Below are 25,818 nucleotides of genomic sequence, written 5' to 3'. Positions count from 1 at the left end.
ATCCTACGGTGAGTCGAAGGGGCGAAACTGTGCGCCGGATGTGAACATTCGACAGGCGCAGTGCAAGAGTGGGAGGAGGAGGATTCGATGTCGATTCCGTTGACGAGACGCCGTGAGAACACGCGTGCGCGATTGCTGGATGCCGCAGCACAGGTATTCGCCGAGGTCGGCCTCGAGGGCGCCAGCGTCGAAGCGATCTGCGAGCGGGCCGGATTCACCCGCGGAGCCTTCTACTCGAACTTCGAGTCGAAGGACGAGCTGTTCCTCGAACTCGCCTCGACGGTCGCCGAGCGACGTCTGGCTTCCGTGCGCGACCGCATCGACGAGTTCGTCGCCTCCGGGGTGCTCGGCGGTGACGCCGACCCGATCGAGCTCGTGCAGAAGGTCATGGACTCGGGTATCGACGACCGCCTGAGCGTGCTGATGATGAGCGAGATCCGCATCCGGGCGCTGCGCGACGAGACCTTCGGGAAGGCGTATCTCGCCCAGGATCAAGCGATGACCGCGAGCATCGAGGGGATCATCCAGGGCATCGTCGACTCGGGGCTGTTCGCGCTGCGCGTCGACGTGCCGAGCGCAGCGCAGATGCTCATGGTCCAGTGGGAGGGCTGCATGTCTCGCGCCGCCGTGTCCGGATGGGACGGTGAGAGGCTGCATCGCGCCGGCGCCGAAGCGCTCGGCCAGCTCGTCGAGCTGATCATCGCACCCGCCGAGCGCTGAGCTGCAGGACTGCTGAGCGGCAGGAGTCAGGATGCCGCAAGCAGGGCGTGGCAGCGGCGGATGCGTTCGAGCCACCAGTCGCGACGGTCGGCCGGTGCTGCCAAGCGGTCGAGTCGCGCGGCATCCGGCGTGACGCGGCCCACGGGGATCGCGCCGTCGATCGGGGAGAGGTCGGCGACGTCTTCGAGAAACAGCGCCCCGGTGCCTAGGCCGCAGTCGTAGTCGAGCTCGGGCAGGGCGGCCGCCAGGGCCGCACCCTGGCTGAGCCCGATGGCGGTGTCGAGCGCGCTGGAGACGACGGCGGGGAGTCCTGCCTCCGCCACGATGTCGAGCGCTCGCCGGATGCCGCCCAGCGGCTGCGCCTTGATCACGACGAGGTCGGCGGCGCCGGCGCGGGCGACGGCGATCGGATCCTCGGCCTTCCGCACGCTCTCGTCCGCGGCGATCGGGATGCCCATGTACTTCACGCGGGCGCGCAGTTCGGCGAGCTCGTCGACGGTCGCGCAGGGCTGCTCGGCGTACTCGAGGTCGAACTCGGCCAGGGCGTGCAGGGCCCGCTCCGCCTCGTCGACACTCCAGGCGGCGTTGGCGTCGACCCGGATGCGTCCCTCCGGTCCCAGCGCCGCGCGCACCGCGCGGACGCGGGCGACGTCATCCGCCAGCGAATGACCCGGGTCTGCGACCTTGACCTTCGCGGTGCGGCATCCGGGGAAGCGGGCGAGGATCTCGGGCACCTGCGCTGCCCCGACGGCGGGGACGGTCGCGTTCACGGGGATGCGGTCGCGCAGCGGAGCGGGTTGCGGGTTCCAGGCGTAGTCGATGGATGCCGCGAGCCAGACGGATGCCTCGGCATCCGCGTATTCGACGAACGGCGAGAACTCCGCCCACCCCTCCGGGCCCTCGAACAGCACCGCCTCACGGACCGTCACGCCGCGGAAGCGCGTCGTCATCGGCAGCGCGACCACCCGCGCCGTGCTCAGTAGGTCGTTCAGGTCCGGCGTCATGCTGCCATTCTGCCCGTGTCGGCACGCGACGCGAACGTCAGAGCTTCTTCTGGAACTCGCCCATGTGCTCGGACGGGGCGAAGCCGAGAGCCCGGTTGATCGACAGCATGTGCTCGTTCACGCCGGCGTTGTACGTGTAGACCGAGCGGACGGCCGCGGCGTGCTGCTGGAGCATCCGCAGATTCGCGATCTTAACGGCGGCCCCGAGGCGGTGCCCGCGGGCCTCGCGCCGCACGAGCGTGCCCCACTGGTACGCGTTGCCGTCGTCACCCGAGACGACGAGCTGCGTGTAGGCGACGACGCGTCCGGTGCCGTCCAGCGCGACCGTGCCGTAGCTGCGGCGGTTCTGCTGGGCCAGCAGTGCCTCGTTCGCGCGGATCTCGTCGACGTCGGCCGAGGTGGGTTCGATGTCGAGGTCGCCGATCGGCGCCTCGGTCTCGACGGCGGCATCCAGTTCGGCCCAGCCGCGTACGACGGCGGTCGGGACGCTGCCGATCCACGAGCGCAGCGTGTAGCCGGTCGAGTGCGCGCGCGCCTGGGTCTCGAGGTCGTCGAGGAGCTCGGCGTCGACGGGCAGGCGAAGACGGCTCTGCACATCTCCGAGCGCCAGGTCGTAGCCATGGCGGCGGGCGAATTCGCGCCCCGGGATGCCGGTGCCGTCGTCCCCTGCCTCGTACGGCCATGATGCGCTGGAGGTCAGGATGCTGCGACCGGCGTCGCGCGCGGCGGACTCGAGTGCGCTGAGCACGGCCGTTCCTGCGCCTCGGCGCCGCAGTTCGGGTGCGACGTGCACGCCGAGGCTCGCGGTGCGGACGTTGTCGCGCAGGGGGAGTGCGAGTCGCGCGCTGGCGACGATCTCGCCGTCGAGACGTGCGAGGTAGGCCCGGCGTTCGATCGTCTGGCTGCGCTGCTGCAGCTCATGCCGTGATTCGTTGCGCGTCCACACGGCGGTTTCAGCGCCGCGGTCCGCGCGCTCAGCCGCGGCGTAGATGTCCCACCAGAGGTCCACCGCCGGGATATCGAAGGGATCGACCTGGGTGAGTTCGAGCATCATGCAACCGTACCCCGAACGCCCACCCATTAATGGCTCATTGACAATAGTGTGTGTCGCACAGTAATGTGATCGACATGGACGAGACGCTCGAGATTCATCTGCAGGAGGTGCGGCGCGGCACGGTCGTGCTCGCCTGTCTGCAGCTGCTGCGCACGCCCGGCTACGGCTATGGGCTGCTGGAAGACCTCGAACGCCACGGGTTCGCCACAGATGCGAACACGCTGTATCCCCTGCTGCGCCGTCTGGAGAAGCAGGAGTACCTCACCAGCGAGTGGAACACCGACGAGGCTCGGCCCCGCAAGTTCTACCGCACCTCAACGGCGGGCATGAGCCTCGCCGACACCCTCACTACAGAGTGGGCCGCGCTCACCGAGGCGATCGCGTCCCTCACCGACACACCCGAGCAGGAGAGCTGACCATGGCTGGCACACTCACCGAGCGCTACATCGGCGCCGTCACGCGGTCGCTGCAACCCGACGCGCAGAACGACGTGCGCGCCGAGCTCGAGGCATCCATCGCCGACGCCGTCGAGGCGCGCGTCGAGCAGGGCGAGAACCAGGCGGATGCCGAGCACGCCGTCCTCACGGATCTCGGCGACCCAGCGGTGCTCGCGGCCGGCTACGCCGACCGTCCGCTGCACCTGATAGGGCCGGCCTACTACCTCACCTGGTGGAGACTGCTGAAGCTGCTGCTGTGGATCGTTCCCGCCACCGCGATGGTCGGCGTCACCATCGCGAACGCGATCGCGGACAAGCCGATCGGCGAGATCATCGGCCAGGCGGTCGTGGTCGGCATCACCACGATCGTGCACGTGGCGTTCTGGACGACGATGGTCTTCTTCATCCTCGAGCGCACCGGCGCCGACACCGGCATGAAGTGGTCGGTCGACTCGCTGCCCGAGGCGCAGGAGGACGGCGTCGGGCGCCGGGACCTCATCGCATCGCTCGTGTTCCTCGGGGTGGCCTCTGCAGCCTTCCTCTGGGATCGCTTCATCGGATTCGCCCTGTTCTCGGGCGATAGCATCGACGTCGGTATCGGACTCGGGTCGCAGACGATCGCTGTGCCGATCCTGGACCCCGACCTGTGGCCATGGTGGACCGGCGGAGCACTCGTGCTCATCGGGCTCGAAGCGCTCCTGGCGATCGCTGTCTACGCCGGTCGCGGATGGCGCCCTGCGCTCGCCGCAGTCAACACGGTGCTGGCGATCGCGTTCGCTGCGGGGGCGGTCTACCTCGTGGGCACAGGGCAGCTGATGAACCCCGACTTCCTGCAGTTCACGCTCTACCGCGACGATGTGCCCTCCGACGTCGGTCGGATCCTGTCGGTCCTGCTGATCGTCGGCATCGTCGGCGTGGCCGTCTGGGACATCATCGACGGCTGGCTGAAGACGCGGCGCGCACGGCTCGGGATGCGGTGATCGAGGTGCACGCGCAGCCCGCGGAATAGGCTGGAGTCATGGTCTCCGATCTCTTCGACCCGGCCGAATGGGTGCTCGCACCAGGCGCCGATGCGTACACCGACATCACCGCGCACGTCACGCACGACGGCGGCATCGCGCGCATCGCGTTCAACCGGCCGGAGGTCCGCAACGCCTTCCGCCCGCATACGGTCGACGAGCTGTATCGGGCGCTCGACATCGCCCGTCAGGACCCGAGGATCGGCGCCGTGCTGCTCACCGGCAACGGGCCGAGTGCGAAGGACGGCGGTTGGGCGTTCTGCTCCGGCGGCGACCAGCGCATCCGCGGACGCGACGGGTACAAGTACTCCGACGACGAGACAACGGTCGGCGACCCGGCCCGTGCCGGCCGCCTGCACATCCTCGAGGTGCAGCGCCTGATCCGGTTCATGCCGAAGGTCGTCATCGCCGTGATCCCCGGCTGGGCTGCGGGCGGAGGACACTCGCTGCACATAGTCTGCGACCTGTCGATCGCGTCGCGCGAGCACGGCAGGTTCAAGCAGACGGATGCCGACGTCGGCAGCTTCGACGCCGGATACGGCTCGGCCTACATGGCGCGCCAGACCGGCCAGAAGATCGCCCGCGAGGTGTTCTTCCTCGCCGAGGAGTATTCCGCACAGCGCGCGTACGAGATGGGCTCTGTGAACAGGGTCGTCCCGCACGAGGATCTGGAGCGCGAGGCGCTTTCGATGGCGCGAACGGTGCTGACGAAGTCGCCGACGGCTATCCGCATGCTGAAGTTCGCCTTCAACGCCGTCGACGACGGGATGGTCGGACAGCAGGTGTTCGCCGGCGAGGCCACCCGCCTCGCCTACGGCACGGATGAGGCCGTCGAGGGCCGCGATTCGTTCCTCGAGAAGCGCGACCCGGACTGGTCGTCGTTCCCCTGGCACTTCTGACGCGGGAAGGACAGCCGAATGACCCGCCTCGTGACCACTTCGGCGGATGACGCCGCGCAGCTGCACAGAGAGCTCGAACGCGCGCTCGGCGGCGGCCCTGCGATCGGACTAGGGATGCTGGGCGAGCAGCCCAGCGAGGTCGCCGACGGCACGGCCGTGGTGATCGGGACATCCGGATCGACCGGCATCCCGAAGCGCGTCATCCTGAGTGCGGAGGCGCTGCGCTCGGGCGCCGAGGCGACGGCCGAACGGATCGGGTCCGGCCGGTGGCTGCTCGCGCTGCCTGCCGGCTATGTCGCCGGTCTCCAGGTGATCGTCCGATCGATCGTCTCGGGCACCAGCCCGGTCGTCCTCGACGGCGGGTTCTCGCCGCGCGCGTTCGCCGAGGCGACGCTGGCGATGCTTCCCGGCGGCTCGCTGTTCACCTCGCTCGTACCCGCGCAGATCTCGACCCTGCTGGACGCCGCGGACGACACCGCCGTGCTCGCCGCACTTCAGGCGTACGAGGCGATCCTCGTCGGGGGCCAGGCGCTGCCGCAGCCGGTGCGCGATCGTGCGACCGAGGTCGGCGCGAAGCTCGTGCGCACCTATGGCTCGACCGAGACCAGCGGTGGATGCGTGTACGACGGCATCGCGTTGAACACCGTCGCGGTTCGCGTCGAGAACGGCGAGCTGCAGATCGCCGGCCCGATGCTCGCAGACGGCTACCTCGGCGACCCGGCGCTCACCGCCCGCACGTTCACGCGTGACGAGCACGGCATCCGCTGGTACCGCACCGGCGACCTCGGGATCGTCGATGACGGCGTGGTTCGCGTCCACGGCCGCGCCGACAACGTGATCGTCTCAGGCGGCATCAACATCTCGCTCGACCGCGTCGAACGGATCGTCCGCGCGATCCCCGGCCTCACCGGCGCCGTGGTCGTCGGGGTCGACGATGCGCAGTGGGGCGAGGCATCCGTCATCGTCGTGCAGCGCGGCGAGGCGCTCCGCCGCAGCGAGTCCGAGCAGCTCGAGCATGCACGCGCGGCCGTCGCCGACGAGATCGGCAAGCCGGCGCGGCCGGCCCGTCTGATCCTCGTGGACGAGCTGGCCACTCTGCCCTCGGGCAAGCCCGACCGTGAGGCGATCCGCCGCATCGCGACCGAGCTGCGCTGAGCACGAGCGGGCCTCGCCCGCCGCATCGCCGCATATCTCGCTTCGCGCAGGTGCGAAACTGGGGCGATGGCCACCTACACCCACGGACATCACGAGTCCGTGCTGCGTTCGCACAGCAACCGTACGATCGCGAACTCGGCGGAGTACCTGCGACCGCACTTGCACACCGACGCCCGCCTGCTCGACGTCGGCGCGGGGCCAGGAACGATCACGATGGACTTCGCGGCCAACGTCGCCCTGGTCACGGCGACCGAGATCGGCGACGCAGAGCTGGCGCTCTCGCGTGCGCTCGCCGCGGATCGCGGCATCCAGAACGTCGATTTCGCGGTCGAGGACGTGCATGCGCTGAGCTTCGCCGACGACTCCTTCGACGTGGTGCACGCGCACCAGGTGCTGCAGCATGTCGCCGACCCCGTCCGGGCGCTGCGCGAGATGCGCAGGGTCGCGAAGCCGGGTGGGGTCGTCGCGGCCCGCGACGCGGACTACGCCGGCTTCCACTGGTTCCCGCTGCTGCCGGAGCTCGATGAATGGCTGCGGTTGTACCGCGAGGCAGCGCGCGCGAACGGCGGAGAGCCGGACGCAGGACGGCGCCTGCTGTCCTGGGCGCGGGCTGCCGGCTTCGAGGAGGTCACGGCGACGGCATCCACGTGGTGCTACGCGACGCCGGAGGAGCGCGCCTGGTGGGGCGGGATGTGGGCCGACCGCATCCTCGACTCCGCGCTGGCGCGCCAGCTCGTCGACGCGAACGTGGCGACGCGCGCCGAACTGCAGGGCATCAGCGACGCCTGGCGTGCGTGGGCGGACGACGGCGACGGCTGGTTCCTCGTGCCGCACGGCGAGATCATCGCGCGGGCCTGAACGCCGTCGATCGAGGGGGATACATCCCCAGACGGATGCCGCGCCGGGGACCCTCACGTAACGTGAGAGGGTGATCCGCCCGCTGTCCCGCACCGCGCTCGTCCTCGACATCGTCGGGGCGTTCGTGCTGTTCGCAGTCGTCATGCCCACCTCGCTGGCGTTCTACGCTCCTGGCAGCCTCAGCCCGCTCGTCGCCGAACCGGTCGGAATCGCGGCGGCGCTCATCGCGGGTGTGCTGCAATGCGGCGCTGTCGCGATCGGTCGGCTCTCGCCCGGGCTCGCGCTCGCCGTCGCGTGGGTCGGTGCGCTCGTGCAGATGTCTGCTGGGCTCGGTCCGCTGCCGATCAACATCGCGATCCTGGGGGTGCTCTACGCCACGGCCGCGTGGGGTGGAACGAGGACATTCTGGGCGGGCCTCGCCTCCGTGCTCGTCGGAGGTTTCGTCGCCGGTGGGTACATGGTGCTGGTCAACGGTCTGCTGGCCGGAGTCAGCACCCTCAGCAGCATCCTCAACATCGTCCTCTTCGGTGTCATCAGCACGCTCGTGCTCGGCGCCCCGTGGCTCGGCGGCTTCGGATGGCGCATGATGCTGCGCTGGCGGTCGACCCGTGACGCCCAGGCGCGCGCGGAGGTCGCTGCGGCGGAGGAGCAGGAGCGCGTGCGCATCGCCCGCGACATGCACGACGTCGTCGCCCACTCGCTCGCGGTCATCATCGCTCAGTCAGACGGAGCACGCTACGCCGCGGCATCCGATCCGCGGATCGCCACCGAGACCCTCGGCACGGTCTCGCAGACGGCGCGCGCTGCGCTGTCGGACGTGCGGATGCTGCTCACCCAACTCCGCCACCGGCAGGGGGCGGGCCCGCAGCCGACCATCGCCGACCTCGAGCAGCTGTTCGAACAGGTGCGGCAGTCGGGTGTCGAGCCCCGGGTGACGGTCGACCCGATGCCGCCCGGCGAGCCACCGGCCGCGGTGCAGCTCGCGGTCTACCGAATCCTGCAGGAGGCGCTGACCAACGCGATCCGGCACGGCGCAGGGGGAGTGGTCGACGTGCGTCTAGCCTGGTTGGCCGACCGTGTGGACATCGAAGTGCGCAACGTCGCGCGTGACGTCGAGGGGACGCCTGCGACCCACGGCGGACACGGCATCGTGGGCATGCGCGAGCGGGCGCAGCTCATCGGCGGGACGCTCGGTGCTCAGCGCGAGGGCGGCGACTTCGTCGTCCGTGGGACACTTCCGATCGGGAACGGCGGGCCGATCCGGAGCGGCGCTCCTGTCGCTCCGGTGACGGTCGAATCGCGAGGAGACGCATGATCAGGGTGCTGCTGGTCGACGATCAGGCGCTGTTCCGCGCCGGCATCCGCATGCTGGTCTCGTCACAGCCCGACATGGAGATCGTCGGCGAGGCCGGCAATGGGCAGGAGGCGCTGGCTGCCGTCGCGACGGGCCGTCCGGATGTCGTGCTCATGGACATCCGGATGCCGGTGATGGACGGGCTCACCGCGACCGCCGAGATCCTCTCGCGGCCGGAGCCGCCGCGCGTCGTCATGCTCACCACCTTCGACCTCGACGAGGCCGCGGCGCGGGCGATCAGGCAGGGGGCGAGCGGATTCCTGCTGAAAGACGCCGACCCGGAGTTCCTGCTCGCTGCGATCCGCACCGTGCACGCGGGGTCGAGCGTGATCGCGGCATCCGCCACCCGCGAGCTGTTCGCACATTTCACGGCCGAGACTCGTCCGGTGCCGGAGTCGTTCGCGGCGCTCACCGATCGCGAGCAGGAGATCTTCGCGCTCGCCGCGCGCGGGCTGTCGAACGCCGAGATCGCCGGACGCGAGTTCCTCAGCGAGGCGACCGTGAAGACGCACATCAGCCGCATCCTGACGAAGCTCTCGCTCCGCGACCGCGTGCAGCTGGTCGTCTTCGCATTCGAGCACGGACTGGCCTGATCCGCCTCGCGGCCCCGCGGATCATCCTTGCGATGTAGGCGGATGCTACGCACGGGCGATGCGGTGCGGCATCCGCTCTTCATAGCGTGAGGAGCATGGAGATCACGACCAGCGACCTCGGGCTCGCAGCCCGCGTCCAGCACCTGACCAAGACCTACGGCGCGGGTGACGGCGCGGTGAACGCACTCAGCGACATCAGCGTCGGCATCCGCCGCGGACAGTTCACGGCGATCATGGGGCCGTCCGGCTCCGGCAAGTCGACGCTCATGCACATCATGGCGGGGCTGGATGCTCCGACCCAGGGGCGCGCGTGGATCGGCGACACCGACATCACGGGTCTCGGCGATCTCGAGCTCACGATCCTGCGGCGCCGCCGCGTCGGCTTCATCTTCCAGGCGTTCAACCTCGTCCCCACGCTCGACGCGCTCGGCAACATCCTGCTGCCGTTCGAACTCGACGGCCGCCGCCCGAGCGCGATCGAGCGCGCACGCATCGACGGCCTCGTCGAGCGCCTGGGCCTCGCGACGCGACTGAGCCACCGGCCGCACGAGCTCTCCGGCGGACAGCAGCAGCGCGTCGCGATCGCCCGAGCTCTCGCCACCGCCCCCGACCTCGTCTTCGCCGACGAGCCGACCGGAAACCTCGATTCGCGCAGCGGACGCGAGGTGCTGCAGCTGCTCGCCACCGCGAGCCGTGAGCACGGGCAGTCGATCGCCATGGTCACGCACGACGCGATCGCGGCGAGCCACGCCGACCGGGTGCTGTTCCTCGGCGACGGCCGCATCGTCGCCGACCACCCCCGCCAGAGTGCGGAGCAGATCGCGGCGTACATGCTCGCCGCCGAGGTGGCGGCATGAGCGCCGTCGCGACGCCTGGCATCGTGTCCGGCATCGTCCCGGAGACGGCGGCCACGGGGCCTCGACTCGGCTGGCTGCGCGACCGCGGCATGGGGGCGAGCATCCTGGTCGCCGCCCTGTCGTCGGCGTTCGGCGTCGTCCTCGTCGAAGCGACCGCGTACATCGGCGCGATGCTGAAGTCAGACCCGTACATCGGCGACAGCGGCACGCTCGCCGTCGTCGTCGCGATCCTCTCGGTGCTGCTGATCGGCGTCGCGCTGTACGTGGCCGCGATCGTCACGGCCAACACGTTCTCCACCATCGTCGCCGGTCGCACGCGGCGCATCGCGCTGATACGACTGATCGGGGCGACGGCGCGCTCGCAGCGCACCGAGGTCGCCGGGCACGGCTTCATCGTGGGGACGCTCGGCGCCGCCATCGGCCTGGTCGCCGGTCTCCTCGTCGCGACGTCCGGCATCCAGATCGCCGGTCAGTTCCTCGGTGAGGTCGCCGACTTCACGCTCGTGCAGCCGGCGATCCTGATCCCGGCGATCGGCGTCGTGCTGACGACGTGGGCCGCGGCATGGGTCGGCTCGCGCCGGGTGCTTTCGGTGACGCCGCTGCAGGCTCTGGGCGGTTCGGTGGAGCGTTCGCATGAGGATGCCGCGGCACGCCCCGCCCGACACGTCGGCGCCCTGATTCTGCTGATCCTGGGTGCTGCGCTGCTCGCGTTCGGCGTGCTCGTGGGGCTCGTCACCCCGCTCGGCGTGATCATCGCGTTCTTCGGCGGACTGCTGTCCTTCACGGGAATCTCGCTCGCCGCCGTGCTCGTCATGCCCCCGCTGCTGCGTCTGGTCGGGCGTCTGTTCGGTCGTTCTGCGACGGCGCGTCTGGCCGCCGAGAACGCGCTGCGCTACCCGGAGCGCTCGAGCCGCATGGCCATCGGCGTCGTGATGGGCGTGACGCTCGTGACGATGTTCGCCGTCGCCCTCGAGTCGGTGAAGGTGCTGCTGACCAAGGCCGCCGGCGGGGAGCTCGACTCCGAGTTCGCGACCATCATGGACAGCTTCGCAGCCGTGATGATGGTGCTCGTCGGAATCTCGGCCGTCATCGCCGCCGTCGGGTTGGTGAACCTGCTGACGATCGGCGTGGTCCAGCGCCGGCGAGAGCTCGGACTGCTGCGCGCAATCGGCCTGTCGAACGGGCAAGTGCGCCGGATGATCCTGCTCGAAGCGCTGCACATCACCGTCACCGCCACGGTCACCGGGCTGCTTCTGGGGGTCGTCTACGGCTGGATCGCCGCGCAGTCACTGCTCGGATCGGTTCGGATGCCGCCGTTCTTCGAAGAGACCGCGGGGCTCGTGGCGCCTGCCGTGCCGTGGATCCCCGTCGTCGTCATCGTGCTCGCGACGGCCGTGCTGACGCTGGTGGCGGCTGCGGCTCCGACGCGACTCGCGACGAAGGTCGCTCCGGTCGAGGCTCTCGCCGTCGACTGAGTGCCACGCTCGGCCGGCGTCGCCCCCTCATTGCGCCGAGCCCCCGCTTTAATACCGAGGCCCCGTCGTACGCACGTGATCATGACGGGGCCTCGACATGAAGACGGGGGCTCGGCGATCGCGGTCATAGGCTGGAGCAATGCCCCAGCCGTTCGATCAGTCGTCGTACCAGGTCCGCTTCGAGTGGGGAGTCGCAGGGCTCGAACGCCTTGCGCCCGCCGACATCGTCGTGGTCGTCGACGTGCTGCGTTTCTCGTCGACCGTGACGGATGCCGTGGCAGCCGGCGGCACGGTCTCACTCGCGGATGCGACGGCCTGGTCGCGCAACGGAGCCGCCGTCGCCGCAGCGGCAGGCGAGGCGACCGTGCTCATCGGCTCCCTCCGCAACGCCTCGGCCACGGCCCGGACGGTGCTGGAGATGCAGAACCGTCGTCAGCAGCGCACGTCGGTCGCGGTGATCGCGGCGGGCGAGCTGACGGATGCCGGTGACCTCCGCTTCGCCGTCGAAGACCTGCTCGGCGCCGGCACGATCATCGCCGCGCTCAGCGATCTCGGGGCCGACCACACCTCGCCGGAAGCCGCCGCTGCCTGCGAATCGGCGCGAGGGCTGCGCCGGGCGCTGCGGCACCTGCTCACGGCATCCGGATCGGCCAAGGAGATCGCCGAGGGCGTGGCGGCGACCGCCGAGATCGAGGCAGCCGGGCTCGTCCCCGCCGACACGAAGGCGGCCGCCGAGGTCGACGCGACCGATGTCGTGCCGGTGCTCGACGGAGGCGTGTTCGTCGCGTTCGTCTGACGGGCGGGCGGGAGGCTTCGACTTGGCTCGTCCGCTCAACGACCCGCGGGGGCAGGTGCTGCGGGTCGTTGAGCGCAGCGGCCGGGGGCCGCGAAGTCGAAACGGCTTGAGCGAGGAGCGGAGCGACGAGTCGAAAGCGCCCCGCGAGGACCACCTACAGTGTCGCCGCGAACGGATCGAAGTCCGCCGGCATCGGCTCGACCACGGGGGCGGAGCTCTCGATGCGCACGAATTCTCCGCTGGCGGCGGAGTCCTCGGCCCCGAGCAGGGCGTCGAGCACGTGGAAGCCGAGCGCGCCGGAAGCGCGGTGCGGGCGGTCCTCCGCGATCGCGCGGACCATGTCGAGCACGCCGAGACCGCGTCCGGTGACGACGCCGGTCTGCTCGAGCTCGATCCACGGCTGATCCGTCGACATGCCGTCGCGCAGCATCCCGAGCGGCTTCACGTACGCCGAGCGTCCCTCGAACATGTTCGGGTCGGGGATCACGAGCGAGCCCTCCGTGCCGTGGATCTCCACGACGCCGTGTCGCTCGAGCGCCGAGTCGAAGCTCAGCGTGCTCTGCGCGTGCTGCCCGGCCTCGAAGGCAGTGAGCACCTGCATGGTCGACGGCGCCTCGACGGGGAACCGCGTGCCGGCATCAGGCCCGGTGTGGACTCGGCGGTCCTCGGCGGCCTTCGAGCCGACCGCCGCAACGCGATCGATCGTGCCGAACAGGCTCACGAGCGCCGAGAAATAGTACGGCCCCATGTCGAGGAGCGGGCCGGCGCCGCGCGCGAACAGGAATGCCGGGCTGGGATGCCAGAGGTCGGGCCCCTGCGTCTGGAACGACGTCTGCGCGAACAGCGGTGTGCCGATCACGCCCTCGGCGATCGCGCGCTTCGCAGTCTGGAAGCCCGGTCCGAGGATCGTGTCTGGCGCCGAGCCGACGCGGACGCCTGCTGCCTCGGCATACTGCAGCAGCTGCCGGGTGCTCTCCCGGTCGAGTCCGAGCGGCTTCTCGGTCCAGACGTGCTTGCCCGCCTGCACGGCGCGCGACGAGATCTCGACGTGCGCGCTCGGGATCGTCAGGTTGACGACGACCTCGACGTCGGGGTTCGAGAGCACGTCGTCGGCGGTGCCCCACGCCGGCACACCGTACTTCTCGGCCTGCGCCCGCGCTCGATCCACCAGCAGGTCGCCGACCGCGACGACACGGATGTCGGGGAACGACGTGAGGTTCTGCAGGTACGTGTCGCTGATGACGCCGGCCCCGATGAGCGCGACGTTCACTGGTCCGGTCATGCGACGAACCCTCCATCGCGCAGGAACGCGTAGCCGGCAGCGACGTCTTCGAAGACGTCGCCCGGTGCGTGGTCGTACTCGATCACGGCGAAGCGGATGCCGGTACCAGCGCGCAGCGACTCGGCGAGCGGCACGTCTCCGGCGCCCGGGTGCCGCTGATCGAGGCTGTCGGAGGCGAAAGAGCCCTCGCCCGGTGCCCACGGGTTGGTGGCGGGGACGACCCCGTCCTTGACGTGCACGGCGACCAGACGGGATCCGATGCGCTTCACGAGCGCGGGAAGATCCTGTCCGCCGGTCAGGGCCCAGAAGAGATCGAGCTCGATCTCGACCCGCTCGTCGGTGAGGGACAGGAACCGCTCGTACGCCGTGACTCCGTCAAAGGAGGCGACGAACTCCTGCGCGTGGTTGTGGTAGCCGACGGTCAGGCCGAAGGTCGATGCGACGTCGGCTGCGCGGTTGAGGCGCTCGGCGATGTCGGCCACGCCGTCCTCGGTGCGCCAGCGTTCGGGTTCGACGAACGGGTCGATGACGGTGGTCATGCCGATGGCGGCCGCGGCCTCGAAGACGACCTCGGGTGCGGGGGTCGGGATCGAGCCGTCCGGCGTCCACAGTTCGTCGGACAGCAGCGGTGCGTGTCCGGTGGGGGAGGCCAGGCCCGTGGCATCCAGAGCCGAGCGGATCTCGGCGGGGCGACGGACGAAGTCGAACGCCTCGACGTTCTTCAATCCGATCGCAGCGAGGCGCTCGAGTGAGCCGTGCATGTCGGCCGAGAACGCGGTCGCGAGGGAGTACAGCTGAACGGATGCTTCCGGAAGAGCGGAGCTGGTGGGATCTGTCATGGCGAACACAATACCTCCATGTGGAGGTTTACTCCAGGGTCAGCGCGATACAGTGTCCACGTGGACCCCGAACAGCACGCGCCGACGCCGTCGATCGGGCGGCGCGGCTCGTATGCCAAGGGCGTGGCCCGACGCACCGAGATTCTCGACAGGGCGATCGAGGTGTTCCGCGAGCGCGGCGCGGACGGTACCTCGCTGCGCAGCATCGCAGCGGCCATCGGCGTATCCCACGCGGCGCTCCTGCACTACTTCGACTCCCGCGAACAGCTGCTGATCGCCGTCTACGCGCACCAGGGGGCGGGCTCGGATGGGGATGCCGCCGTCGACGCCCAGCGCACCGCCGTCGACGTGATGGTGCATGCGGCGAGCGAGAACGTCAGGGTCCCGGGGCTCGTGAAGCTCTACTCGACTCTGGTCGCCGCGTCGCTGGAGAGCAGCAGCGAACTCGGAAAGGCGTACTTCACCGAACGCTTCGAGCGTCTCCGGCTCGACCTGGCCGAGCGACTGCGCGCCGAGCAGCGGCAGGGCACGGTGCGGACGGACGTCGATCCGATGCAGATCGCGGCTCTGATCATCGCGGCATCAGACGGTCTGCAGATCCAGTGGCTGCTGGAGCCGTCGATCGAGCTGGAAGACACACTCCGGGTCCTCGCGACGCTGCTCGAGCCCTGACGTGGGCGAGCCGCACGTCGCGCGGCCAAAATACGCTCACGCTGCAGAAGTATCTGCAGCGTGGACAGGGAACAGCAGCGCGAACCAGGGAACAGCAGCGTGGACAGCAACGCGAACCAGGGAACAGCAACGCGAACCAGGGAACAGCAGCGCGACGGCGACAACCCGGGGGACGAGGCGTTCAGTGTCAGCGCGGGGTGCGCGCGGCCAGGCGCACGGCGGACGAGATCTCGCGGCGGACCCAGGCGAACTCGAATCGCGGGTCGTAGGCCTTCGAGCACTTCGCGCATGACGTCGCCCGGCTCGGTCGGCGATGACGATAGGTCACGTGCCCGGCCGGGCATGTGCCGACCCACGGCGCGAGCTCTTCTGCGGTCTCGCCGTGATGCGTGGTTCCACCGATGTACCCGAGATCGCGGGCGACGCGGCGCCACGCAGGACCGTGTGCTGCCCGGTGCCCGGCGAGCGCATGAGCCACCTCGTGCAGCAGCACCTGATGGATGTCGTCGTCCTCGAACCGCGCCGCGAGATACCGCGACACCGTGATCCGCTTGGTGCGGAAGTCGCACTGCCCAGCGCGGCGCTTGGCGTTGTCGAACCCGAACGACCACGTCTCGTCGAGGTGCAGCCGGATGAGCGCCTCGGCCCACACGCGCACGCGGTTCAGATCGGACATGCTCCCACGCTAGATCAGGCCGGCGACATCCGGCTCAGCCGGCGACGAGCTGACCGCTGCGGCGGCGCTCAGCCGCTTCGATCGACAGCAGCACGCTCTCGAGCTCCGCGTCGGACGCCCCGGCCTCGCGGCGCAGGAACAGCGCCTGCTTGAAGCTCTCGCGCGCCTGATCGAAGTCGCCGGCTTCAAAGGCGTTGCGACCATGGTTCTGGTGCGCGAACGCGGCGATCCCTGCCCACCGCTGACCTTCGGCCTCAGCGGCGCAGGTCTGCAGCTCCTGCTCGGCGGCGGCGTGCGCTCCTCGGTACTGCAGGATGGTCGCGTGCAGCACGCGGGACCGCAGGACGTCCTTGCGCGTACCGGCCATGCGAGCCACGCGCACCGACTCGTCGGACAGCGTCAGAGCCTCGTCCAGCCGGTCCAGAACCTTCAGCAGCCACACCCGCTCGAGCATGGCAGGAAGACTGCGCTGCTCCTCGATCTCGGCGAGCCGTGCGGCGCATTCGGCCGTATCGACCTGCTCGCGAAGAGTCTCTGAGTCGTAACCCTTGATGTAACCCACGTGCTCTCCTCTCGCAGCATCCTCAGTCTGCCTCCGACTCCGGCAGACGGCGGCTCGGCGCGCCCCGGAGGACGATTTCAGCGCAGGAAGATGGACGCGTCGGGCTTGGGGGATGCCACGGCATCCGCATCGGTGACGATGCTGGCGCCCTTCGCGAAGGCCGCGACCTCGGCATCCTGGGCGATCTTCGCCGGATGCGGACCTGCGGCCAGCATCCGCGGCAGCCACTCGGTCGGCAGGGGAGCGGCGGATGCCGCGATCACGAGGTTGCCGAACCGGCGGCCCTTGAGCACCTGCGTGTCCGCCAGCAGCGCGACCTCGGGGAGCACGTGCGCGATGGTCGCGACCTGGCGCCGGGCGAACGCGAGACCTGGTCCGTCGGCGACGTTCACGAGCAGCACGCCGCCGGGGGCGAGCAGCGCAGACAGCTCACGGTAGAACTCCACGCTGGTCAGGTGCGCCGGCGTCTGAGCTCCGGAGTACACGTCCGAGACGACGAGGTCGCAGGACCCGACCAGCGCGCCAGGCAGCTTCGCAACACCGGCCCTGGCATCACCGATCCGGATGCGGATCGACGCCCCGCGGGGCAGCGGCAGGTGCTCGCGGACGAGAGCCGCCAGCGGCGCCTCGAGCTCGATGACCTGCTGCCGGGAACCCGGTCGCGTGGCCTCCACGTAGCGCGGGATCGTCAGCGCTCCGGCGCCCAGATGCACGGCGGTCAGGGGTCCCACAGGAAGCTGGTCGATGACGGCGCCCATGCGCACGATGTACTCGAAATGCAGGTGGGTCGGATCGTCGAGATCGACGTGCGACTGCGGCGTGCCGTCGACGACGAGCTCGAAGCCCGACGTGAAGTCCGAGGGGATGACCGTCGCCACACCGCCGTGCTCGAGGCGTGCCTCTGGATGCTCGGCATCCCGAGCGCGTGTGCGTCCCACGGCTCAGAGCCTACTTCCGGCCGGCGGGCGGAGCGCGTGTTACGGCTCGATGACGATGCGCAGGATGAGTTGCGTCTAGTTTGTTAGTGGTGAATACTTTTTCCAATCGCCCCCTGCAACCCCTGCAGCATGCGGCAGTTTCAATGAGGAGATTCACCTGATGAAGAAGCGCATTCTTTCGATCGTGGCGCTCGGCGTCACGGCTTCGCTCGGCCTGGCCGGCTGCGCTGCCGGAGGCGGCGACAACGGCAACGGCGGCACGGACGGAGAGGGCCAGACCCTCAACGTCTGGATCATGAAGGGCACCAACCCCGACGCGACCGCGTTCTACGACGAGGTATCGAAGGCGTTCGAAGAGGAGACCGGTGCCAAGGTCGAGATCGAAGAGGTCCAGTGGGCTGACGCGCACGACCGCTTCGTGACCGCGATCGCCGGTGGCACCACCCCCGACGTCGCCGAGACCGGCACCACGTGGACGGCCGAGTTCGCCGATGCCGGCGCACTGCTGCCGATCGACGAGTACGTGGACGGCGAAGACGGACTCCGCGACGACCTCGTCGAGGGCCTCGAGGTCGCCGGCACGTACGACGAAGAGCTCTACGGCATGCCCTGGTACGCCGGTGTGCGTGCTCTCGTCTACCGCACCGACATCTTCGAGGAGCTCGGCCTGGAGGCCCCGAAGACCTGGGATGACATCATCACCGCCGGTGAGGCCATCAAGAAGGCGCACCCCGAGATGATGGCCTTCCCCGTGCCCGGCGACGCCGAGTTCCAGGTCTACCCCTGGGTCTGGGGCGCCGGCGGCGAGATCGCCACGAAGGACGGCGACACGTGGACCAGCGAGCTCGACAGCGCCGAGTCGCAGGAGGGCATCCAGTTCTACACGGATCTCGCCACGAAGCACGGCTTCTCCTCCGCAGGTGCCACCACCTGGAAGGAGACCGACCTCAGCGACAACTTCGCGCAGGGCAACGTCGCGATGATGCTGTCGGGCTCGTGGACGCCCGCTTCGCTCGTCGAAGCCGGCCCCGACCTCGAGGGCAAGATCGGCGCCGCGGTCATCCCGGGCAAGGACGGCGGCATCGCTCCGTCCGTGCTCGGCGGCTCGCACCTGTCGATCTTCAACACCACGAAGAACGCCGACCTGGCTTGGGAGTTCACCAAGATGATGACCACCGGCGAGTTCGCCGAGAAGTGGGCATCGCAGACCGGTTACTTCCCGGGTGTCGCCTCGGCGATGGAAGAGGCTCTCGCCTCGACCGACCCGCTGGTCGCCCCGTTCGCGCAGCAGATGGTCGAGGGCGGCGCTTCGGTGCCCGTCACGCCGCAGTTCGGTGCCGTCCAGGCGAAGAAGACCACGAACGCGATGATGCAGTCGATCCTCAGCGGGCAGAAGGACGTCGCCACGGCGACGAAGGATGCCGCGGCCGAGATGACCGAGCTGCTCAACCAGTAAGACCGGTCGTTCAGGCGAGACTGGGATCATCGGCCGTGCCGGTGATCCCAGTCTCCGAGAAGTTAGGCAGTACCACTTGATGTCGACGGTGCACGCACCGCTGCCGACGGGCACGGAACCGGGGAGCGCAACCCCGGCGTCCGTACCGGGCGGCCGCCGATCCAACAGGTTCACCCTGCTCGCCGCTTCCCGGCCCTGGCTGCTGCTCGCGCCGGGCCTCATCATCCTCGCGGGGCTGATGCTGTGGCCGCTGGTGCAGGTGTTCCTCTACTCCCTGCAGGACTACGGCCTGCGCGAGATCAACACCGGTGAGAACAACTGGATCGGCTTCGCCAACTACATCGAGGCGCTCACCGACTCCACGCTCTGGACGATCGTCCTTCCGAACACCGTCGGCTTCGCGGCTGTCGCGGTGCTCGCCACCGTCGCCGTCGGAACGCTGGTCGCCCTGCTGCTGCAGCGCCTGGGCAAGACCTGGCGGCTCATCGTCTCCAGCTGCATCATGATCGCCTGGGCGATGCCCGCGGTCACCGGCACGTACGTCTGGACGTTCATCTTCGATGCCGACCGCGGCATCTTCAACAGCATCCTGCTCGATCTCGGGCTGATCGACGGGCCGGTCAACTGGTTCACCAACCAGTGGTCGTTCTACGCGATCGTCCTGCTGAACGTCGTGCACCACGGCTTCCCGTTCGTCGCGATCACCGTGCTCGCCGGCCTCCTCGGCGTCTCGAAGGAGATGCTCGAGGCCGCGGCCATGGACGGCGCAGGAGCCTGGCGCCGGTTCTGGCAGATCGTCTTCCCGACTCTGCGCCCCGTCTTCTCGGTCGTGATCATCCTGTCGACCATCTGGGACTTCAAGGTGTTCGCTCAGGTGTACCTGATGCCGGGCGGCTCCGGTTCCAACCGCTCCGTGCTCAACCTCGGCGTGTGGTCGTACGTCGAGTCCTTCGGTCAGAACCGGTACGGCTTCGGAGCGGCGCTCGCCGTGCTGCTCACCCTCGTGCTGATCGGCATCACGATCGTGTACATCCGCTCGCTCATGAAGGAGGACGAACTGTGAATCCCAAGAAGTCCGTCCTCTCCCGCTTCGGCATCGGAGTCGGTGTCGTGGTGCTGCTGGCGTTCACCCTGTTCCCCGCGTACTGGATGGTCTCGAGCGCTTTCGACAAGAACGCCTCCAGCGGCGGCCGCTCGTTCATCCCCGCGGAATTCACGCTCGATCACTTCATCTTCGTCTTCAACGAGGGCGGCTTCGGCACCTTCCTCCGCAACTCGGCGATCGTCGCGCTCGTGACCGTGCTGGTCAGCGCCCTGGTGTGCCTGCTCGCGGCCGTCGCCGTCGCACGCTTCAAGTTCAAGTTCCGCACCACGATCCTCATGCTCATCCTCGTGGTGCAGATGGTGCCGCTCGAGGCGCTCGTGATCCCGCTGTTCCTGCAGGTCAAGAGCCTCGGGCTGCTCAACAGCATCATCGGTCTGATGATCGTCTACATCGCGCTCTCGCTCGCGTTCGGCATCTGGATGCTGCGCGGCTTCGTCGCCGCCGTCCCGGTCGAGCTCGAAGAGGCCGCATACCTCGACGGTGCGAGCTGGTGGCGGATGTTCCGTTCCGTGCTGCTGCCGCTGGTCATGCCCGGACTCGTCGCGACGAGCATCTTCAGCTTCATCACCGCATGGAACGAGTTCATCTTCGCCATGACGATGCTCGGCGGCGCGGCGGATCAGTACACGGTCGCGATCGGTCTGAAGTCGTTCTTCGGTCTGCACTCCAACGACTGGGGCAGCATCATGGCGGCATCCACGATCATCACGATCCCGGTCATGATCTTCTTCGTGATCGTCCAGGGTCGCCTGGCGAGCGGCATGACGTCCGGAGCCGTGAAGGGATGACGGACGAGCTCACCCGCCTCGCAAGCAGCGTGCTGTGGCCGGGGTTCTTCGGCACGAGCGTCCCGGCCTGGTTGCGCGCGGCCCTCGAGGACGACCTCGCCGGCGTCGTGTACTTCGGACAGAACATCTCCAGCGACCTCGCGTCGCTGAGTGCCGAGATCCACGCCGCGAACCCGCACGCGCTGATCGGCATCGACGAGGAGGGCGGCAGCGTCACCCGCCTCGAGGTCGCGACCGGGTCGACGCTGCCCGGTGCCGCGCAGCTCGGCGCCCTCGACGACATCTCCGCCAGCGAGGCCACCGGTGCCGAGCTCGCCCGCCGCACCCGCGCGGTCGGCGTCGACGTCGTGCTCGGTCCCGTCGCCGATGTCAACACCGACCCCCGCAATCCCGTGATCGGAGTGCGATCCTTCGGTGCGGATGCCGCGCTCGTCGCACGGCACGTCGCAGCGACGGTACAGGGGCTGCAGAGCGGGGGAGCGGCCGCGTGCGTCAAGCACTTCCCCGGCCACGGCGACACGCACCTCGACTCGCATCATGCGCTGCCCGTCATCGCGCTCGACACCTCCGAGATCGAGAGCGTGCACCTCGAGCCGTTCCGCGCCGCGATCGCCGCGGGCGTCGACACGATCATGACCGCGCACATCGTCGTCCCCGCGTGGGGCGAGCAGCCGGCCACGCTGAACCCCGCCGTCCTCGGCCGCCTCCGGGAGCTCGGGTTCGAGGGCGTCATCATCACCGATGCGCTCGATATGGCCGCGATCCGCGAGTCGGTCGGGATCGGCGGCGGCGCCGTGCAGGCCCTGGCCGCCGGAGCCGATCTGCTGTGCATCGGAAATCCGACCAATCCGGGGGATGCCGCGGCATCCGACCAGGACGAGCAGGACTTCCTCGCCGCCCGCGAGGCGATCGTCGCCGCCCTCCGCAGCGGCGCACTCTCCCGCGAGCGGGTCGAGCAGGCGCGCGACCGCGTGCGGGCTCTGTCCGCGAAGCTCGCGGCGGCGACTCCCGCTGAGGCGCCGGCATTCGACGGCGCCGCGATCGTGCGCCGCGCGCTGCGGGTCACCGGCGAGCTGGATGCCGTGGCATCCGCGCTCTCGGTCGTCGACGCGCGCCGCCGGTCGACCCTCGCTGTGGACAGCGCGGCCTCCTATGTCGCGGAGGCGCTCGCCGGCGACGGGTTCCGTGTTCGACTGGACGTCGCCCGGGCGACGGACGAGGAGCGGGATGCTGCGCTCGCCGGTGCTGCTGCGGCCGGTGGACGCCTCGTGCTGCTCATCGACCGCCCGGATGTCGATGCCGAACAGCGCGAGCTCGTCGAGCGCGCCGCGCGCCGCGACCCCCACGCCGTCGTCGTGAACGCCGGCCTCGCGGCACAGCATCCCCTGTCGCTGCCCGTGGTCGAGGTGGGCGCGGCGAGCCGCATCGGCGCCGAAGCCGCGCGCTCTCTCCTCATCCACGGCGCGTGACGCCCGCGACCGCCTCCGCAACCCCGTCTGTTTCTGCCTTACGTACGGTTTTCATCCCCGGAAGCGTACATAAGGCAGAAATAGACGGGGTCGGGTGGGCGAACGGATGCTCATACCGCAGCATCCGGAATTGGTCAAGGATTCTGCTTGCCATGTCGTGAAATCCGACGTATAGTTGTTCTTTGCGCCTCCTTTCTCCCTGCCCTCATATGGTGGTCGGCAGATGTTGAGAATGCGAGTGCGCACTCCACCTGACGACAAAGGAATCGAGAAGCCCTGCGGGGCTCACGGAGGTTATTCCCTTGGCTGCTGCTCGCAACGCATCCACATCCACCACCAACAAGAACGGACGCGGAGCATCCCGCCTCTCGTTCGCCAAGATCTCCGACACGCTGACGGTCCCTGACCTCCTCGCGTTGCAGACCGAGTCCTTCGATTGGCTCGTCGGCAACGACACGTGGAAGACGCGTGTCGCCGAGGGCAAGAAGGCCGGCCGCAAGGACCTCAACGAGTTCAGCGGTCTGGAGGAGATCTTCGAGGAGATCTCCCCGATCGAAGACCTCAGCGAGACGATGCAGCTGAGCTTCACCAACCCGTACCTCGAGCCCGAGAAGTACTCGATCGACGAGTGCAAGGAGCGCGGCAAGACCTACGCCGCCCCGCTGTACGTCGAGGCCGAGTTCATGAACCACCAGACCGGTGAGATCAAGACGCAGACCGTCTTCATGGGCGACTTCCCGCTGCAGACCAGCAAGGGCACGTTCATCATCAACGGCACCGAGCGCGTCGTCGTCTCGCAGCTCGTCCGCTCGCCGGGTGTCTACTTCGACAAGTCTCCCGACAAGACGTCCGACAAGGACATCGTCTCCGCTCGCGTCATCCCGAGCCGTGGCGCATGGCTCGAGTTCGAGATCGACAAGCGCGACCAGGTCGGCGTCCGCATCGACCGCAAGCGCAAGCAGTCCGTGACCGTGTTCCTCAAGGCGCTGGGCATGACCAGCGAGGAGATCCTCGCCGAGTTCTCCGGCTTCCCCTCCATCGAGGAGACCCTGGCCAAGGACACCATCCTCACCAAGGAAGACGCGCTTCGCGACATCTACCGCAAGCTCCGTCCGGGCGAGCAGGTCGCCGCTGAGGCTGCCCGTGCCCTGCTGGACAACTTCTACTTCAACGCCAAGCGCTACGACCTCGCGAAGGTCGGCCGCTACAAGATCAACCAGAAGCTGGGCCTGAACCAGCCGCTGGACTCGTCGGTTCTCACCGTCGAGGACATCGTGGCGACCATCAAGTACCTGGTGCGTCTGCACCGCGGCGACGAGACCTTCGAGGGTCTGCGCAGCGGCAAGAAGGCCGAGATCCGCATCGCGACCGACGACATCGACAACTTCGGCAACCGCCGTATCCGCGCTGTCGGCGAGCTCATCCAGAACCAGGTCCGCACCGGTCTGTCCCGCATGGAGCGCGTCGTCCGCGAGCGCATGACCACGCAGGACATCGAGGCGATCACGCCGCAGACCCTGATCAACGTGCGCCCCGTCGTCGCCGCGATCAAGGAGTTCTTCGGAACCTCTCAGCTGTCGCAGTTCATGGACCAGAACAACCCGCTCGCGGGTCTGACCCACAAGCGCCGACTGTCGGCTCTGGGCCCCGGTGGTCTGTCCCGCGACCGCGCCGGCGTCGAGGTCCGTGACGTCCACCCGTCGCACTACGGCCGCATGTGCCCCATCGAGACCCCTGAAGGCCCGAACATCGGTCTGATCGGCTCGCTGGCGACCTTCGCCCGCATCAACTCCTTCGGTTTCATCGAGACCCCGTACCGTCGTGTCGTCGACGGCGTGGTCACCGACGACATCGACTACCTGACGGCAGCCGAGGAGAACGACTTCAACATCGCGCAGGCCAACGCCCCGCTCAATGCGAAGAAGGGCTTCGTCGAGAGCCACGTGCTCGCACGCCCGAAGGGCGGCAGCGGCGAGGTCGACATGTTCGAGCCCGGCGAGATCGGCTACATGGACGTGTCGCCGCGCCAGATGGTCTCGGTCGCGACCTCGCTCGTGCCGTTCCTCGAGCACGATGACGCGCAGCGCGCGCTCATGGGCGCCAACATGCAGCGTCAGGCTGTGCCGCTGCTCCGCAGCGACTCCCCGCTGGTCGGAACCGGTATGGAGGGCTACGCGGCCATCGACGCCGGCGACGTCCTCACCGCCGACAAGGCCGGTGTGGTCACCGAGGTCTCGGCAGACCGCGTCGTCGTGCAGCTCGATGAGGGCGGCACGCAGGAGTACCACCTGCGCAAGTTCGACCGCTCGAACCAGGGCACGTCGTACAACCAGAAGGTCGTCGTCTCGGCCGGTGAGCGCGTCGAGGTGAACGAGGTCATCGCCGATGGCCCCGCCACCGAGAACGGTGAGCTGGCTCTGGGCAAGAACCTGCTCGTCGCGTTCATGACGTGGGAGGGCTACAACTTCGAGGATGCGATCATCCTCAGCCAGGACCTGGTGAAGGACGACACCCTCTCCTCGATCCACATCGAGGAGTACGAGGTCGACGCTCGCGACACCAAGCTCGGCAAGGAGGAGATCACCCGTGACCTCCCCAACGTCAGCCCTGAGCTGCTGAAGGACCTCGACGAGCGCGGCATCATCCGCATCGGCGCCGAGGTCCGCCCCGGCGACATCCTCGTCGGCAAGGTCACGCCGAAGGGCGAGACCGAGCTGTCGGCCGAGGAGCGTCTGCTCCGCGCGATCTTCAACGAGAAGAGCCGCGAAGTCCGCGACACGTCCCTGAAGGTGCCGCACGGCGAGCAGGGCACGATCATCGCGGTCAAGGAGTTCAACGCCGAGGACGGCGATGACGAGCTCGGCTCCGGCGTCAACCGCCGCGTCGTGGTCTACATCGCCCAGAAGCGCAAGATCACCGAGGGCGACAAGCTCGCCGGCCGCCACGGCAACAAGGGTGTCATCGCGAAGATCCTCCCGATCGAGGACATGCCGTTCCTCGCCGACGGAACTCCGGTCGACATCGTCCTGAACCCGCTCGGAATCCCCGGTCGAATGAACTTCGGTCAGGTTCTGGAGACCCACCTCGGGTGGATCGCCAAGCAGGGCTGGAAGGTCGAGGGCAAGCCGGAGTGGGCATCGACCCTGCCCGAGGTCGCCTTCGAGGCGGCTCCTGGCACGAAGGTCGCGACCCCGGTGTTCGACGGTGCCGAGGAGCAGGAGATCGCCGGTCTCCTCGACTCGACCCTGCCGACGCGCGACGGCATCCGCCTCATCGACCGCTCGGGCAAGACCCAGCTGTTCGACGGGCGCTCCGGAGAGCCGTTCCCGGCTCCGATCTCGGTCGGCTACATGTACATCCTGAAGCTCCACCACCTGGTCGACGACAAGATCCACGCCCGTTCGACCGGTCCGTACTCGATGATCACCCAGCAGCCGCTCGGTGGTAAGGCGCAGTTCGGTGGACAGCGCTTCGGCGAGATGGAGGTGTGGGCCCTCGAGGCCTACGGTGCGGCATACGCCCTCCAGGAGCTCCTCACGATCAAGTCCGACGACATCCTCGGTCGCGTCAAGGTGTACGAGGCCATCGTCAAGGGCGAGAACATCCAGGAGCCCGGCATCCCCGAGTCGTTCAAGGTGCTCATGAAGGAGATGCAGTCGCTCTGCCTGAACGTCGAGGTCCTCTCGGCCGACGGCACCGCTGTCAACCTCCGCGACACCGACGACGAGGCATTCCGTGCCGCCGAAGAGCTCGGTATCAACATCTCCAGCCGATTCGAGTCCGCCTCGATCGACGAGATCTGACGCGCGG

The 25,818-nt window shown here is 68.7% G+C and carries 24 protein-coding genes; 17 read left to right on the top strand and 7 right to left on the bottom strand.

Translation table 11 applies throughout. The annotated features are described in order from the left end of the window. The first annotated feature begins 87 nt into the window (after positions 1 to 87). The gene (locus tag LQZ87_RS00365; protein ID WP_230101464.1) at positions 88 to 720 is read left to right on the top strand and encodes a TetR/AcrR family transcriptional regulator; all 633 of its coding nucleotides are present in this window, start codon (positions 88 to 90) and stop codon (positions 718 to 720) included. A gap of 26 nt (positions 721 to 746) precedes the next feature. On the opposite strand, the gene LQZ87_RS00360 is transcribed toward LQZ87_RS00365, so the two are convergent. Both LQZ87_RS00360 and LQZ87_RS00355 read right to left on the bottom strand, forming a co-directional pair. After that, positions 747 to 1,724, bottom strand: a complete 978-nt coding sequence (locus LQZ87_RS00360; protein ID WP_230101463.1) for an o-succinylbenzoate synthase — start codon at positions 1,722 to 1,724, stop codon at positions 747 to 749. 37 nt (positions 1,725 to 1,761) lie between these two features. Beyond that, complete coding sequence (locus LQZ87_RS00355) at positions 1,762 to 2,775, bottom strand: GNAT family N-acetyltransferase (RefSeq protein WP_230101462.1); 1,014 nt, start codon at positions 2,773 to 2,775, stop codon at positions 1,762 to 1,764. A gap of 77 nt (positions 2,776 to 2,852) precedes the next feature. Between LQZ87_RS00355 and LQZ87_RS00350 the strand changes: the two genes are divergently transcribed. The 10 genes from LQZ87_RS00350 (at position 2,853) to LQZ87_RS00305 (ending at position 12,221) form a co-directional block, all read left to right on the top strand. Further along, entirely contained in the window at positions 2,853 to 3,194 is a 342-nt protein-coding gene (locus LQZ87_RS00350; protein ID WP_230101461.1) for a helix-turn-helix transcriptional regulator, read from the top strand. A gap of 2 nt (positions 3,195 to 3,196) precedes the next feature. Then, positions 3,197 to 4,195, top strand: a complete 999-nt coding sequence (locus tag LQZ87_RS00345) for a permease prefix domain 1-containing protein (RefSeq protein ID WP_230101460.1) — start codon at positions 3,197 to 3,199, stop codon at positions 4,193 to 4,195. A 38-nt stretch (positions 4,196 to 4,233) separates the two neighbouring features. Then, positions 4,234 to 5,133: a 1,4-dihydroxy-2-naphthoyl-CoA synthase gene (locus tag LQZ87_RS00340; RefSeq protein ID WP_230101459.1), complete on the top strand. Its 900-nt coding sequence runs from the start codon at positions 4,234 to 4,236 to the stop codon at positions 5,131 to 5,133. A gap of 18 nt (positions 5,134 to 5,151) precedes the next feature. Then, positions 5,152 to 6,288, top strand: coding sequence for an AMP-binding protein (locus tag LQZ87_RS00335; RefSeq protein ID WP_230101458.1), 1,137 nt, complete (start codon positions 5,152 to 5,154; stop codon positions 6,286 to 6,288). A 66-nt stretch (positions 6,289 to 6,354) separates the two neighbouring features. Next, a complete protein-coding gene (locus LQZ87_RS00330; protein ID WP_230101457.1) occupies positions 6,355 to 7,146 on the top strand; it encodes a class I SAM-dependent methyltransferase in 792 nt (263 codons plus the stop codon). 70 nt (positions 7,147 to 7,216) lie between these two features. Further along, the gene (locus LQZ87_RS00325) at positions 7,217 to 8,461 is read left to right on the top strand and encodes a histidine kinase (protein ID WP_230101456.1); all 1,245 of its coding nucleotides are present in this window, start codon (positions 7,217 to 7,219) and stop codon (positions 8,459 to 8,461) included. Beyond that, positions 8,458 to 9,093, top strand: coding sequence for a response regulator transcription factor (locus tag LQZ87_RS00320; protein WP_230101455.1), 636 nt, complete (start codon positions 8,458 to 8,460; stop codon positions 9,091 to 9,093). The genes LQZ87_RS00325 and LQZ87_RS00320 overlap by 4 nt, the downstream gene beginning before the upstream one ends. Positions 9,094 to 9,188: 95 nt before the next feature. Beyond that, positions 9,189 to 9,950: an ABC transporter ATP-binding protein gene (locus tag LQZ87_RS00315; RefSeq protein ID WP_230101454.1), complete on the top strand. Its 762-nt coding sequence runs from the start codon at positions 9,189 to 9,191 to the stop codon at positions 9,948 to 9,950. Next, a complete protein-coding gene (locus LQZ87_RS00310; RefSeq protein ID WP_230101453.1) occupies positions 9,947 to 11,425 on the top strand; it encodes an FtsX-like permease family protein in 1,479 nt (492 codons plus the stop codon). Before LQZ87_RS00315 ends, LQZ87_RS00310 begins: the two co-directional genes overlap by 4 nt. A 139-nt stretch (positions 11,426 to 11,564) precedes the next feature. After that, positions 11,565 to 12,221 carry a 2-phosphosulfolactate phosphatase gene (locus tag LQZ87_RS00305; protein WP_230101452.1) on the top strand — a complete coding sequence of 219 codons (657 nt, stop codon included), beginning with the start codon at positions 11,565 to 11,567 and terminating at the stop codon, positions 12,219 to 12,221. A gap of 154 nt (positions 12,222 to 12,375) precedes the next feature. Here LQZ87_RS00305 and LQZ87_RS00300 read toward each other — a convergent pair whose 3' ends face one another. Then, complete coding sequence (locus tag LQZ87_RS00300) at positions 12,376 to 13,503, bottom strand: Gfo/Idh/MocA family oxidoreductase (RefSeq protein WP_230101451.1); 1,128 nt, start codon at positions 13,501 to 13,503, stop codon at positions 12,376 to 12,378. After that, complete coding sequence (locus LQZ87_RS00295) at positions 13,500 to 14,342, bottom strand: sugar phosphate isomerase/epimerase (protein WP_230101450.1); 843 nt, start codon at positions 14,340 to 14,342, stop codon at positions 13,500 to 13,502. Before LQZ87_RS00295 ends, LQZ87_RS00300 begins: the two co-directional genes overlap by 4 nt. A gap of 60 nt (positions 14,343 to 14,402) precedes the next feature. On the opposite strand from LQZ87_RS00295, the gene LQZ87_RS00290 reads away from it, so the two are divergent. Continuing rightward, positions 14,403 to 15,014 (top strand): TetR/AcrR family transcriptional regulator, encoded by a 612-nt coding sequence (locus LQZ87_RS00290; RefSeq protein ID WP_230101449.1) that lies wholly within the window; start codon positions 14,403 to 14,405, stop codon positions 15,012 to 15,014. Between the two features lie 187 nt (positions 15,015 to 15,201). Here LQZ87_RS00290 and LQZ87_RS00285 read toward each other — a convergent pair whose 3' ends face one another. From LQZ87_RS00285 to LQZ87_RS00275, 3 genes are all read right to left on the bottom strand, one after another. Continuing rightward, entirely contained in the window at positions 15,202 to 15,690 is a 489-nt protein-coding gene (locus tag LQZ87_RS00285; protein WP_230101448.1) for a SprT-like domain-containing protein, read from the bottom strand. A gap of 34 nt (positions 15,691 to 15,724) precedes the next feature. Then, a complete protein-coding gene (locus LQZ87_RS00280) occupies positions 15,725 to 16,252 on the bottom strand; it encodes a hypothetical protein (protein ID WP_230101447.1) in 528 nt (175 codons plus the stop codon). Between the two features lie 77 nt (positions 16,253 to 16,329). Then, on the bottom strand, positions 16,330 to 17,190 hold the full coding sequence (locus tag LQZ87_RS00275; RefSeq protein WP_230101446.1) for a fused MFS/spermidine synthase: 861 nt from the start codon (positions 17,188 to 17,190) through the stop codon (positions 16,330 to 16,332). Positions 17,191 to 17,350: 160 nt separating this feature from the next. On the opposite strand from LQZ87_RS00275, the gene LQZ87_RS00270 reads away from it, so the two are divergent. The 5 genes from LQZ87_RS00270 (at position 17,351) to LQZ87_RS00250 (ending at position 25,811) form a co-directional block, all read left to right on the top strand. Next, positions 17,351 to 18,646, top strand: coding sequence for a sugar ABC transporter substrate-binding protein (locus tag LQZ87_RS00270; protein ID WP_230101445.1), 1,296 nt, complete (start codon positions 17,351 to 17,353; stop codon positions 18,644 to 18,646). 79 nt (positions 18,647 to 18,725) lie between these two features. Further along, on the top strand, positions 18,726 to 19,709 hold the full coding sequence (locus tag LQZ87_RS00265) for a sugar ABC transporter permease (RefSeq protein ID WP_230101444.1): 984 nt from the start codon (positions 18,726 to 18,728) through the stop codon (positions 19,707 to 19,709). Further along, positions 19,706 to 20,539 carry a carbohydrate ABC transporter permease gene (locus LQZ87_RS00260; protein WP_230101443.1) on the top strand — a complete coding sequence of 278 codons (834 nt, stop codon included), beginning with the start codon at positions 19,706 to 19,708 and terminating at the stop codon, positions 20,537 to 20,539. The genes LQZ87_RS00265 and LQZ87_RS00260 overlap by 4 nt, the downstream gene beginning before the upstream one ends. Next, complete coding sequence (locus tag LQZ87_RS00255) at positions 20,536 to 22,008, top strand: glycoside hydrolase family 3 N-terminal domain-containing protein (protein ID WP_230101442.1); 1,473 nt, start codon at positions 20,536 to 20,538, stop codon at positions 22,006 to 22,008. Before LQZ87_RS00260 ends, LQZ87_RS00255 begins: the two co-directional genes overlap by 4 nt. A gap of 302 nt (positions 22,009 to 22,310) precedes the next feature. After that, positions 22,311 to 25,811, top strand: a complete 3,501-nt coding sequence (locus LQZ87_RS00250; RefSeq protein WP_230101441.1) for a DNA-directed RNA polymerase subunit beta — start codon at positions 22,311 to 22,313, stop codon at positions 25,809 to 25,811. Positions 25,812 to 25,818 lie beyond the last annotated feature (7 nt).

The organism is Microbacterium sp. Bi121 (assembly GCF_918698005.1).
Taxonomy (GTDB): Bacteria; Actinomycetota; Actinomycetes; order Actinomycetales; family Microbacteriaceae; genus Microbacterium.
This window is presented reverse-complemented; position numbering and strand designations above follow the sequence as displayed.

Coding starts and splice junctions, on each gene's coding strand:
- LQZ87_RS00305 (WP_230101452.1), top strand. CDS start 11,565: ATGCCCCAGCCGTTCGATCAGTCGTCGTACCAGGTCCGCTTCGAGTGG.
- LQZ87_RS00310 (WP_230101453.1), top strand. CDS start 9,947: ATGAGCGCCGTCGCGACGCCTGGCATCGTGTCCGGCATCGTCCCGGAG.
- LQZ87_RS00320 (WP_230101455.1), top strand. CDS start 8,458: ATGATCAGGGTGCTGCTGGTCGACGATCAGGCGCTGTTCCGCGCCGGC.
- LQZ87_RS00335 (WP_230101458.1), top strand. CDS start 5,152: ATGACCCGCCTCGTGACCACTTCGGCGGATGACGCCGCGCAGCTGCAC.
- LQZ87_RS00270 (WP_230101445.1), top strand. CDS start 17,351: ATGAAGAAGCGCATTCTTTCGATCGTGGCGCTCGGCGTCACGGCTTCG.
- LQZ87_RS00340 (WP_230101459.1), top strand. CDS start 4,234: ATGGTCTCCGATCTCTTCGACCCGGCCGAATGGGTGCTCGCACCAGGC.
- LQZ87_RS00315 (WP_230101454.1), top strand. CDS start 9,189: ATGGAGATCACGACCAGCGACCTCGGGCTCGCAGCCCGCGTCCAGCAC.
- LQZ87_RS00365 (WP_230101464.1), top strand. CDS start 88: ATGTCGATTCCGTTGACGAGACGCCGTGAGAACACGCGTGCGCGATTG.
- LQZ87_RS00265 (WP_230101444.1), top strand. CDS start 18,726: ATGTCGACGGTGCACGCACCGCTGCCGACGGGCACGGAACCGGGGAGC.
- LQZ87_RS00300 (WP_230101451.1), bottom strand. CDS start 13,503: ATGACCGGACCAGTGAACGTCGCGCTCATCGGGGCCGGCGTCATCAGC.
- LQZ87_RS00255 (WP_230101442.1), top strand. CDS start 20,536: ATGACGGACGAGCTCACCCGCCTCGCAAGCAGCGTGCTGTGGCCGGGG.
- LQZ87_RS00350 (WP_230101461.1), top strand. CDS start 2,853: ATGGACGAGACGCTCGAGATTCATCTGCAGGAGGTGCGGCGCGGCACG.
- LQZ87_RS00345 (WP_230101460.1), top strand. CDS start 3,197: ATGGCTGGCACACTCACCGAGCGCTACATCGGCGCCGTCACGCGGTCG.
- LQZ87_RS00295 (WP_230101450.1), bottom strand. CDS start 14,342: ATGACAGATCCCACCAGCTCCGCTCTTCCGGAAGCATCCGTTCAGCTG.
- LQZ87_RS00355 (WP_230101462.1), bottom strand. CDS start 2,775: ATGCTCGAACTCACCCAGGTCGATCCCTTCGATATCCCGGCGGTGGAC.
- LQZ87_RS00285 (WP_230101448.1), bottom strand. CDS start 15,690: ATGTCCGATCTGAACCGCGTGCGCGTGTGGGCCGAGGCGCTCATCCGG.
- LQZ87_RS00330 (WP_230101457.1), top strand. CDS start 6,355: ATGGCCACCTACACCCACGGACATCACGAGTCCGTGCTGCGTTCGCAC.
- LQZ87_RS00360 (WP_230101463.1), bottom strand. CDS start 1,724: ATGACGCCGGACCTGAACGACCTACTGAGCACGGCGCGGGTGGTCGCG.